The sequence below is a fragment of the Mycobacterium sp. genome, assembly GCF_035640695.1.
In the GTDB taxonomy this organism is placed as follows: Bacteria; Actinomycetota; Actinomycetes; order Mycobacteriales; family Mycobacteriaceae; genus Mycobacterium.
On the sequence record NZ_DASQVQ010000132.1, the window covers coordinates 94,671 to 105,224 of the forward strand.

12 protein-coding genes are annotated in these 10,554 nt (G+C 70.8%); 8 read left to right on the plus strand and 4 right to left on the minus strand.

The annotated features are described in order from the left end of the window. The first annotated feature begins 3 nt into the window (after window positions 1-3). The 3 genes from VE759_RS15665 to VE759_RS15675 are packed head-to-tail and all read left to right on the plus strand — an operon-like array spanning window position 4 to window position 2,373. A complete protein-coding gene (locus tag VE759_RS15665) occupies window positions 4-1,185 on the plus strand; it encodes an 8-amino-7-oxononanoate synthase (RefSeq protein ID WP_324934030.1) in 1,182 nt (393 codons plus the stop codon). Continuing rightward, a complete protein-coding gene (bioD, locus tag VE759_RS15670) occupies window positions 1,182-1,862 on the plus strand; it encodes a dethiobiotin synthase (protein ID WP_324934032.1) in 681 nt (226 codons plus the stop codon). The genes VE759_RS15665 and bioD overlap by 4 nt, the downstream gene beginning before the upstream one ends. Window position 1,863: 1 nt before the next feature. Continuing rightward, on the plus strand, window positions 1,864-2,373 hold the full coding sequence (locus VE759_RS15675) for a 2'-5' RNA ligase family protein (RefSeq protein WP_324934034.1): 510 nt from the start codon (window positions 1,864-1,866) through the stop codon (window positions 2,371-2,373). Window positions 2,374-2,431: 58 nt separating this feature from the next. Here VE759_RS15675 and VE759_RS15680 read toward each other — a convergent pair whose 3' ends face one another. Continuing rightward, on the minus strand, window positions 2,432-3,031 hold the full coding sequence (locus tag VE759_RS15680; RefSeq protein ID WP_324934036.1) for a TetR family transcriptional regulator: 600 nt from the start codon (window positions 3,029-3,031) through the stop codon (window positions 2,432-2,434). Between the two features lie 80 nt (window positions 3,032-3,111). Here VE759_RS15680 and bioB point away from each other — a divergent pair, with 80 nt between their 5' ends. The 3 genes from bioB to VE759_RS15695 are packed head-to-tail and all read left to right on the plus strand — an operon-like array spanning window position 3,112 to window position 4,875. Further along, window positions 3,112-4,107, plus strand: coding sequence for a biotin synthase BioB (gene bioB / locus VE759_RS15685; RefSeq protein ID WP_324934038.1), 996 nt, complete (start codon window positions 3,112-3,114; stop codon window positions 4,105-4,107). Between the two features lie 13 nt (window positions 4,108-4,120). Further along, window positions 4,121-4,321 (plus strand): hypothetical protein, encoded by a 201-nt coding sequence (locus VE759_RS15690; protein WP_324934039.1) that lies wholly within the window; start codon window positions 4,121-4,123, stop codon window positions 4,319-4,321. Continuing rightward, entirely contained in the window at window positions 4,318-4,875 is a 558-nt protein-coding gene (locus tag VE759_RS15695) for a DUF2567 domain-containing protein (RefSeq protein ID WP_324934041.1), read from the plus strand. The genes VE759_RS15690 and VE759_RS15695 overlap by 4 nt, the downstream gene beginning before the upstream one ends. Here the strand turns inward: VE759_RS15695 and VE759_RS15700 are convergent. The 3 genes from VE759_RS15700 to VE759_RS15710 form a co-directional block, all read right to left on the minus strand. Then, window positions 4,852-5,973 carry a nitronate monooxygenase family protein gene (locus VE759_RS15700; RefSeq protein WP_324934043.1) on the minus strand — a complete coding sequence of 374 codons (1,122 nt, stop codon included), beginning with the start codon at window positions 5,971-5,973 and terminating at the stop codon, window positions 4,852-4,854. The two genes, VE759_RS15695 and VE759_RS15700, sit on opposite strands and share 24 nt — an antisense overlap. Before the next feature lie 120 nt (window positions 5,974-6,093). Beyond that, window positions 6,094-7,464 (minus strand): lipase family protein, encoded by a 1,371-nt coding sequence (locus VE759_RS15705; RefSeq protein ID WP_324934045.1) that lies wholly within the window; start codon window positions 7,462-7,464, stop codon window positions 6,094-6,096. A 61-nt stretch (window positions 7,465-7,525) separates the two neighbouring features. Continuing rightward, a complete protein-coding gene (locus tag VE759_RS15710) occupies window positions 7,526-8,218 on the minus strand; it encodes an NUDIX hydrolase (protein ID WP_324934046.1) in 693 nt (230 codons plus the stop codon). A 48-nt stretch (window positions 8,219-8,266) separates the two neighbouring features. On the opposite strand from VE759_RS15710, the gene nadA reads away from it, so the two are divergent. Both nadA and VE759_RS15720 read left to right on the plus strand, forming a co-directional pair. Continuing rightward, window positions 8,267-9,310 (plus strand): quinolinate synthase NadA, encoded by a 1,044-nt coding sequence (nadA, locus tag VE759_RS15715; RefSeq protein ID WP_324934047.1) that lies wholly within the window; start codon window positions 8,267-8,269, stop codon window positions 9,308-9,310. Further along, window positions 9,307-10,554: L-aspartate oxidase (locus VE759_RS15720; RefSeq protein WP_324934049.1), on the plus strand; the 1,248-nt coding region annotated here is incomplete at its 3' end. The genes nadA and VE759_RS15720, both read left to right, overlap by 4 nt.

Genomic DNA, 10,554 nt, shown 5'->3' on the forward strand with positions numbered 1-10,554 from the left:
GCGATGACCCAGCTTTCCCCCGGTCGCCTCGCGGGGGCCGGCGGTACCGGCATTGCTTCGCCATTGGCGTGGCTCGACGAGGTCGAGCGGCAGCGCCGGCACGCCGGTCTGCGCCGATCCATTCGGCCGCGTCCGGCCGTCGCATCGGAACTGGACCTGGCGTCCAACGACTACCTCGGGTTGTCCCAGCATCCGGCCGTGATCGACGGCGGCGTCGACGCGCTGCGGGTTTGGGGCGCCGGGTCGACGGGGTCCCGGCTGGTGACCGGCAACACCGAGCTGCACGAGGCGTTCGAGACCGCGCTGGCCGAATTCGTCGGCGCCGAATCGGCGCTGGTGTTCTCGTCGGGGTACACCGCGAATCTCGCGGCGGTCGCCGGGCTATCCGGTGCCGGTTCGCTGGTGGTGTCCGACGCGCACAGCCACGCATCGCTGGTCGATGCGTGCCGGCTGTCGCGGGCCCGGGTGGTGGTCGCCCCGCACCGCGACGTCGGCGCCGTCGAGGCCGCCTTGGCCGGCCGCACCGAGCCGCGCGCGGTCGTGATCACCGACTCGGTGTTCAGCGCCGACGGCCGGCTCGCTCCGCTGCTGCGGTTGCACGACGTCTGCCGCCGCCACGGCGCGCTGATGATCGTCGACGAGGCGCACGGGTTCGGGGTGCGGGGCACCGGCGGGCGCGGCCTGCTGCACGAGGTCGGGCTGGCCGGGGCGCCGAATGTGGTGATGACCACGACGATGTCCAAGGCGCTGGGCAGCCAGGGCGGCGCGGTGCTGGGGCCGGCGCCGGTGCGGGATCACCTGATCGACGCGGCGCGGCCGTTCATCTTCGACACCGGCCTGGCGCCGGCGGCGGTCGGCGCGGCGCTGGCCGCACTGCGCCTGCTGATCGCGCGGCCAGACCTGCCCGCGAAGGTGTTGGGCAACGCGGCCGCGCTGGCCGCCGGCTGCGGGGTCGCCGAGCGACCGGAGTCGGCGGTGGTGTCGGTGATCCTCGGGCAGCCCGAGACCGCGGTGGCCGCGGCGACCGCGTGCCTGGACCGCGGTGTGCGAGTTGGCTGCTTCCGGCCGCCGTCGGTCCCGGCCGGCACGTCGCGGCTGCGGCTGACCGCACGGGCGTCGCTCAGCGACGACGAGCTGGACCTGGCGCGCCGCGTGCTGACGGAAGTGTTGACGGCGCGCGCGTGAGCGTCCTCGTCGTCACCGGCACCGACACGGGCGTCGGCAAGACGGTGGCGACCGCCGCGCTGGCCGGCTGCGCGCTGTCGGCGGGCCTTGAGGTCGCGGTGTGCAAGCCGGTGCAGACCGGCACCGCCGACGGCGACGATGACCTGGCGGACGTGCGCCGGCTTGCCGGTGTCACCGAGCTGGCCGCGGTGGCGCGCTATCCCGACCCGCTGGCGCCGGCGGCGGCCGCCGCACGGGCCGGTCTTCCGTTGCCCACGCGCCGTCAACTCGTCACCGCGATCCGCCGGCTGGACCGCCCGGGACAACTGACGCTCGTCGAGGGCGCCGGCGGCCTGCTGGTCGAGCTGGGCTCCCGCGGTGTGACGCTGCGCGACCTCGCCGTCGACCTGGCGGCACCGGTGCTTGTGGTGGTCTCGGCGCAGCTCGGAACACTCAACCACACCGCACTGACGATCGAAGCCCTTGCCACACAGTGTCTTTCATGCGCGGGCCTGGTCATCGGCGGATGGCCGGCCCGGCCCGGCACGGTCGCGGAGTCCAATCGGGAGGCGCTTTCTAGGCTGGCGCCGCTGCGCGCGGCGTTGCCCGCCGGCGCCGGGACGCTGACCAGAGCAGAGTTCGCCGCGATGAGCGCATCGGCGTTCGACCCGGATTGGGTCAAGGGGCTGATCGGCTGACATGGTCCACTCCGTCGAGTTGCTCTTCGACCCGGACACCGAGTCGGCGATTCGACGGGTGTGGGAACGACTGTCCGAGTTGGGGCTGCGCAGCCCGGCGCTCACCAGCCGGCCGCACGTCACGATGATCGTCGCCGACGATGTCGCGCCCGACGTCGACGAGCCGCTCGTCGCGGTGACCCGACGGTTGCCGCTGCGCTGCGTGGTCGGCGCGCCGATGCTGTTCGGTGGCTCGACGTTCGTATTGGTGCGGCTGGTCGTCGCGTCGGCCGAACTGCTCGCGGTGCAAGCCGAGGCGCTGCGCGTGTGCCTGCCCTATCTGACTCCCGGACCGGCGCCGAACACCCTTGCCGGCCAATGGACTCCGCACGTCACATTGGCGCGGCGGGTGGAGCCCGGGCAGCTCGCACGGGCGCTGACCGTTCGCAAGCTGACCCGTGAGATCAAGGGCGACATCGTCGGGTTGCGCCGCTGGGACGGCAACAAGCGCATCGAGTACCCGATCGGCTGACACCCGTGCGCCGAGACCGACGTTTTGCCGGCCGTACTCGCACTTCCTCTGCAAAACGTCACTTTCGGCGCGCCGGCGCCGACCGGCGCGCGGCGATACCGTCGATCAGCAGCCGCAGCCCAAATCTGAAGCGCCGGTTCGGATCGGTGCACAACACCGACTGCCCGTCCGGCATCTGCGCGCCGGCGGCGTCCCACTGCAGCCGGGACTGCTCGTCGACGGTGAAGCCCAGCACGTAGTACAGGACCGTGCGGGCGGCCAGCTCGGCCTGCCCGGGGTCGACGCCCGCCTCCGCTGCCGCGTCGGCGAGCCGCGCGAGGATCTCGCCCGCCACCCGCGACTGCCCGGCGGCGAAACTCGCCGACACCAGTTCGGCGCCGTCGGTGTGCGACAGCAGCGCGTCGCGCAGCCGTTCGCATAGCGTGGCGACGCGATCGGGCCACGCCGCCGGACACGCCGAATTCACCTCGACGCTGGGCTGCAGGATCCGGTCGGCGACCGCGCCGAGCAGCTGCTGCTTGTTCCCGAAATGCCAGTACAGCGCGCCGGGAGACACGTCGAGCTCACGCGCCAAGCGGCGCATCGTCAGGTCGGCGATCCCGTAGTTGTCCAGGATCGCGGTGGCGGCATCGACCAGGTCCCGTTTGTGCAGCTGCACGCGGCTTGGCCCCCTCCCGGTCGCTTCACCCTGGCCCCGTACCTTAACCTGAACGGCGTTCAAGTTTGAGGAGGCGACGGGTGAGCGACATTCTGGCGCAGGCTCGCGAGCAGGTGCTTGACCGCGGCGAGGGCCTAGACCAGGACCAGACGCTGCGCGTGCTGCGGCTGCCCGACCACCGGCTCGACGAGCTGCTGGCCCTGGCCCACCAGGTGCGGATGCGCTGGTGCGGGCCGGAGGTGGAGGTCGAGGGCATCATCAGCCTGAAGACCGGCGGCTGTCCGGAGGACTGCCACTTCTGCTCCCAGTCGGGCCTGTTCTCGTCGCCGGTGCGCAGCGCGTGGCTCGATGTTGCGAGCCTTGTCGAGGCGGCCAAGCAGACGGCCAAGACCGGAGCCACCGAATTCTGCATCGTCGCCGCGGTGCGCGGCCCGGACGAGCGGCTGCTGGCACAGGTCGCCGCGGGCATCGAGGCGATCCGCGACGAGGTCGACATCCAGATCGCCTGTTCGCTGGGCATGCTCACCCGACAGCAGGTCAAGCAGCTCGCGGAGATGGGCGTGCACCGCTACAACCACAACCTCGAGACCGCGCGGTCCTTCTTCCCCAACGTGGTGACCACCCACACGTGGGAGGAACGCTGGGACACGCTTCGGATGGTCAGCGACGCCGGCATGGAAGTGTGCTGCGGCGGCATCCTCGGCATGGGCGAAACCCTCGAGCAGCGAGCCGAATTCGCGGCGAACCTGGCCGAACTCGAACCCGACGAGGTGCCGCTGAACTTCCTGAACCCGCGCCCCGGAACACCGTTCGGCGACCTCGACGTGTTGCCGGCGTCGGAGGCGCTGAAGGCGGTGGGCGCGTTCCGGCTCGCGCTGCCGCGCACGATGCTGCGCTTCGCCGGCGGCCGCGAGATCACGCTCGGCGACCTCGGTGCCAAGCGGGGCATTCTCGGCGGCATCAACGCCGTGATCGTCGGGAACTACCTCACCACGCTGGGCCGCCCGGCCGAGGCCGACCTCGAGCTGCTCGACGATCTCCAGATGCCCATCAAGGCGCTCAACGCCACGCTGTAGGCACGCTGTAGGAATGACGCCGACGTTCAACGCCTACACCGGCGAACCGGAAGGCGGCGACACGCCGACCGCCGCGCGGCTCGGCCTGGAGCCGCCGCGGTTCTGCGCCGAATGCGGGCGACGCATGGTCGTACAGGTGCGGCCCGACGGTTGGTGGGCGCAGTGCTCGCGACACGGCCGGGTGGATTCGACGGACTTGGACGTGAAGCGATGAGGCGACTGCTGGCGGTGGTGGTCGCGATGGCGGTCGCGGGCGCGCTGATCGGCGCGGCGTGGGCGGTTCTGGCACCGCCGGTGCACGGGGCGGTCGCGCTGACCAGAAAGGGCGACCGGGTGCACGTGTACCTCGGCAGCGAGGCCGACCACTTCTTCGTCTCCGCGGTGATCATGGTCGGGCTGCTCACCTCGGCGGCCGTGGTGACGGCGGTGCTGGTGTGGCAGTGGCGACGGCAACGCGGCCCGTGGATGGTCATCGCGCTGACGCTGGGCGGCATTGCCGGGGCGGGCGCCGCGACGGCCGGCGGTGCGGCGCTGGCGCGGTTGCGGTACGGCGCGGTCGACGTCGCGGGCGCGCCGATTTCGCCCGAGCACCGCGTGCACTATGTCACCGAGGCGCCGACGGTGTTCTTCGGCCACGCCCCGCTGCAGGTATTGGCGACGCTGCTGGTGCCGGCGGTGGCGGCGGCGCTGACCTATGCCGCGCTGGCGGCCGGGTCGGCGCACGACGATCTTGGCGTCGACGCGTCAGTCCCCGAGACTGCCGGCTAGCCGCTCGGCCGCCGCGAGATAGTCCTCGGCGAACTCGTAGACCACTTGTTTCGCCGGCTTGACCGCGTTCATCAGCCCGACGCCCTGGCCGACCCAATAGGTCGCCAACGCGCGCGCGCCCTCATCGCCCCGGCCGGCCAGCGCGTCGATGCGGCGCAGCGCGGGCTCACTGATCATCGACTGCAGCGGCATCGGCAGCGGGTCGGGGGCGTCCGCGGATTCCCACGCGTCGGTCCAGTCCGAGCGCAGCTGCCGGGTCGGCTTGCCGGTACGGCATGTCGAACGCACGGTGTCGCGCGAGGTGGCCGCCAGCATGCGCGCCTTGGTGTACGGCGCGGTCTCCGCCTCGTCGGTCGTCAGCCACACCGATCCGGTCCACGCGCCCGCCGCACCGAGCGCGACCGCGGCGGCCATCTGCCGGCCGGTGACGATCCCGCCGGCGGCCAGCACCGGCACCGGCCGTATCGGCTCGATGGCTTCAATGACTTCGGGCACCAGCACCAGCGTCGTCACCTCGCCGCAGTGCCCGCCGGCCTCGGTGCCCTCCACGACGAGGATGTCGACGCCGGCCTGCACCTGCTTGATCGCGTGCTCCTTGGCGCCCACCAGCGCGGCAACCGGAACGCCGGCTGACTTGCCGGCCTCCAGCATCGACTTCGGCGGTACGCCAAGCGCATTGGCGATCAACTTGATCGGGTGCGCAAACGAGACCTCGAGCAGCCGCTCGCCGGCGTCATCGGACACCGACACCCGCGGCGGTCGGGTCCGGGGCGCCGGCTCGATGCCGTGGTCCTTCAGGATTGCGTCGATGTAGGTGCGGTGCTCGGCCGGGATCATCTCGGCGAACTGCTCGGAGGTCAGCCGCTGACCCTTGCCGACCGACTTCTCCGGCACGATGATGTCGACGCCGTACGGCCTGCCGCGTACCTCGCCATCGATCCAGGCGAGCTCCTGCTCGAGCTGATCGGGGGTGTACGTCGTCGCGCCGAGCACGCCGAACCCGCCGGCGTTGGTGACGGCGGCGACCACGTCGCGGCAGTGGCTGAACGCCACCAGCGGGATGTCGATGCCGAGCATGTCGCAGATCGCTGTCTTCACCCTCACATTGTGAGCCACGGTGCGCCGCCATCGCGGTGACATCGAGCTCGGTACTTCGCGTCCTAGGGCGCTGGCGACCGCCGAATCGGGCGGCGGGGCGGTGCTGCACCGCTGAGCCGGTTAAACCTCGGCCGGCTTCGGCCTGTCGAACTTCGACAGCGGCCGGCGCTCGACCGTTCTGCCAGTGATGATCTTCGCGGCGATCGTTATCAGCGCGGCCATCCCGCGATACGTCGACGGGTTGAACAACGTTGGCCACGTCGTCCGCAGCCGGTGCTCGCCGAGCGGTCGGCCGTTGAATCGTTCCCGCAGCCAGCGCAATGTCATCGGAGCCGACATCGGATGCAGCAGTATGTGTTCGCTGAACATGTCGCGGTGGTAGGTGACGGCCGCGCCGCCGGAGCTGTAGGTGTCCACGAGTTCGTCGATGTCGTTGACCGAGACGATCTTGTCGTGGACCGCCTGGACGATCAGCACCGGCGGGGTGGGGATCGTCGTGCCGAGCTTGATGTCGGCGAAAACGTGTTGCACAGCCGGGGTTTCGAGGATTTCCTCGAGTGGCCGATTGACGTAGGAGGCCATGTTGCGGCCCGCCATCCGCAGCACCGCGGCGACGGTCGTCATCTTCTCCAGCGAGTCGAGCAGGGCGCGGCCCTCCTCGGTGGCATGGCGCTGGATCACCGCGTCGAGGTCGGGGTAGACGTGGGCCAGCGCGGCCACCACGAGCGCTGGCAGGCCGGAAAAGAAGGTGCCGTTCAGCCGGCGGAACGTACTGCCGAGGTCGCCCACGGGCGAGCCCAGCACCGCGCCGACGATGTTCAGGTCCGGCGCATAGGAGGCGCTCACCTCGGCGGCCCACGCCGAGGCCAGCCCGCCCCCGGAGTATCCCCACAGTCCGATCGGCGCCGAGGGGGACAGGCCGAGCCGGTCGGAAGTCACCGCGGCGCGGATGCCGTCGAGAACCCGGTAGCCCGGCTCGTAGGGCGTGCCCCACATGCCGTTGCTGCCCTCGTGGTCGGGCACCGAGACCGCCCAGCCCTCGGCGAGCGCGGCCGCCACCATCAGGAGCTCGAACTGAGGCAGCGCGCCGACGGCGTGGGCGCCGCGACGCAAGGCGTAGGACGGGAAGCAGCGCGCGCTCACCGCGTCGATCGCGCACTGGTAGGACATCACCGGGCACGGGGTGCGCGGGTCGGGTTCGGCCGGGACCAGCACCGTGGTGACCGCCGCCTCAGGCACGCCGTCCTTGTCGGTGGTCCGATACAGCAGCTGGACGGCGGCGAAGCACTGCGGAACGAGCCCCAAGAACGCCAGCTCCACGTCGCGCGAGCGCAGCACCGTGCCGGGTTTGGCGTGCTGGAAGCCCGGTGGCGGCCGGTAGAACGGGTCGTTCGGCGGCAATATGGGACGGCTGCGCCGCATGTCCTCGTGCGGCACATATCCGATCCAGTCGGCACCGGTCGTCGCCTGGGCGAGGCTGGCTGGGTCCATTGACACTCCTTTGTGGCCAACGGGCATTGTTACTTAAGAAGGCACTAAGAATCCAGTCGACTCACCCGGGTGGTCGCAACGCGGCGAATTCGTCGGTTACGCGATACCGCGAGTCGGTGAAGCGGTACAGTGCCGCCGGCCGGCCGCCGCTGCGGCCGGAGCGGGCGATGGTACCGGTTGGGATGATGACACCCCGGCGCGTCAGCACCCGCTGCAGGTTCGTCGCATCCACCTGGTAGCCCAGCGCGGCGCCGTAGATGTCGCGCAGCGTCGACATTGCGAACTCCGTTGGTGCCAAGGCAAAACCGATGTTGGTGTAGGACATCTTGGCCACCAACCGGGTGCGCGCATGGTCAACCATCGGCCCGTGGTCGAACGCCATCTCCGGCAGCGCGTTGACCGGATGCCACCTGGTGTCCGGCGGCAGCGCCGGCGTCGCGGGGGAGGGCACCGCGCCCAAGAACGTCGATGCGATCGTGCGCGTTGCGGGCACCCGGTGCGGGTCGGAGAACACGGCGAGCTGTTCGAGGTGAGCAAGCTCACGCAGATCCACTTTCTCGGCGAGCTGGCGACGAACGGAGCTGGTCAGGTCCTCGTCGTCGCCGAGCCGGCCACCAGGCAGCGACCACTTGCCGCGCTCCGGCTCGCGTGCACGCTGCCATAACAGCACGTTAAGCGCGGGTTGCGGGGAATCAAGCTGCCGAACCTGGAACACGACGGCGAGCACTTCATGGGCAGTGCTAGCATGGGGCATGTTTTCGATTATAAGTCGAAAACCTGTTTTGGGATTGAGGTGCCCAGCATGACGGTTCTAGACCGTGTGATCGCAGACGATGTGGCCGTCCGAATCAGCGACGGCCCCGCCGGCTATACCGGCGTCGACGGTGACGCCGAGTGGGCGGCCGAGGTCCGTCGGCTCGCCGACTTGCGCGGCGCGACGCTGCTGGCGCACAACTACCAGGTCCCGGCCATCCAGGACGTCGCCGACCACGTCGGCGATTCGCTGGCGTTGTCGCGCATCGCCGCCGACGCGCCCGAGGACACGATCGTGTTCTGCGGCGTGCACTTCATGGCCGAGACCGCCAAGATCCTCAGCCCCGGCAAGACCGTGCTCATCCCGGACCAGCGGGCGGGCTGCTCGCTGGCCGACTCGATCACCGCCGACGAGTTGCGGGCCTGGAAGGACGAGCACCCCGACGCGGTCGTGGTGTCGTATGTCAACACCACCGCGGCGGTCAAGGCGGAGACCGACATCTGCTGCACCTCGGCCAACGCCGTGGACGTGGTGGCCTCCATTCCCGCGGAGCGCGAGGTGCTGTTCTGCCCCGACCAGTTCCTCGGCGCGCACGTGCGACGGATGACCGGCCGCAAGAATCTGCACGTGTGGGCGGGCGAATGCCATGTGCACGCGGGTATCAACGGCGACGAGCTCGCCGGTCAGGCGCGCAGCCATCCGGAAGCGGAGTTGTATGTTCATCCCGAGTGCGGCTGCGCGACGTCGGCGCTGTATCTGGCCAGCGAGGGCGCGGTTCCGGCCGACCGCGTCAAGATCCTGTCCACTGGCGGCATGCTCGACGCGGCTCGCGCGACGAACGCCCGCCAGGTCCTGGTCGCCACCGAGGTCGGCATGCTGCACCAATTGCGCAGGGCCGCACCGGATGTGGACTTCCGCGCGGTCAACGACCGGGCGTCGTGCAGGTACATGAAGATGATCACGCCCGCCGCGCTGCTGCGCTGCCTCACCGACGGCGCCGACGAGGTGGACGTCGATCCCGAGACTGCCCGGCGCGCCCGCGCCAGCGTGCAGCGCATGATCGAGATCGGCCAACCCGGCGGCGGGGAATGATCACCTGGCACGACCGGGCCGACGTCGTCGTGATCGGCACCGGGGTCGCTGGACTGGCCGCCGCGCTGGCCGCGCATCGGCGTGGCAGCTCGGTGATCGTGCTGAGCAAGGCCAGCCAAAGCAATGGGGTCACCGCCACCTACTACGCCCAAGGCGGAATAGCGGTGGTGCTGCCCGATTCCGACGATTCCGTCGACGCACACGTGCAGGACACCATTGCGGCCGGCGGGGGATTGTGTGACCCCGACGCGGTGCGCTCGATCGTCGCGGATGGCTACCGCGCGGTCGCCGCCCTGGTCGCCGACGGCGCCCGCTTCGACGAGGCGGCCCCGGGCCGCTGGGCGCTGACCCGCGAGGGCGGACACACGCGCAGCCGCATCATCCACGCCGACGGCGACGCGACCGGCGCCGAGGTGCAGCGGGCGCTGAACCGAGCCGCGGGCATTCTCGACATCCGTCACAATCACGTTGCACAGCAAGTCATTTCGGGCCCAGACGGGGTGTCGGGTGTGCTGGTCGCCAACGACGACGGCGTCGGCATCGTGCACGCGCCGACCGTGATTCTGGCCACCGGCGGCCTCGGCCATCTCTACAGCTCGACCACCAACCCCGACGGGTCGACCGGTGACGGGATCGCGCTGGCGCTGTCGGTGGGGGTGCCGGTAGGCGACATCGAGTTCATCCAGTTCCACCCCACCATGCTCTTCGACGGCCGCGCCAGGGGCCGCAGACCGCTGATCACCGAGGCGGTGCGCGGCGAGGGCGCCAGACTGATTGACCGCCAAGGCAATTCGGTGACCGCAGGCGTGCACCCGATGGGTGACTTGGCGCCGCGCGACGTCGTCGCCGCGGCGATCGATGCGCGGCTGAGGGCCAGCGGCGATCACTGCGTCTTCCTCGACGCTCGGGCGATCTCGGGCTTCGAGAAGCGGTTTCCCACGGTCACCGCGGCGTGCCGTGCGGTCGGTGTCGACCCGACGCGCCAGCCGATACCCGTCGTGCCGGGCGCGCACTACAGCTGCGGCGGGGTCATCACCGACACCTCCGGCCGCACCCGGCTGCCCGGGCTTTTCGCGGCCGGTGAGGTGGGCCGCACCGGCATGCACGGCGCCAACAGGCTCGCGTCGAACAGCTTGCTGGAGGGGTTGGTCGTGGGCGGCCGGGCGGGCCGGACCGCCGCCGCGCACGCCGCCGCGGTCGGGCCGACGCGGGCTCGGCCGCCGGAGCCGACGACCCACGTCGCG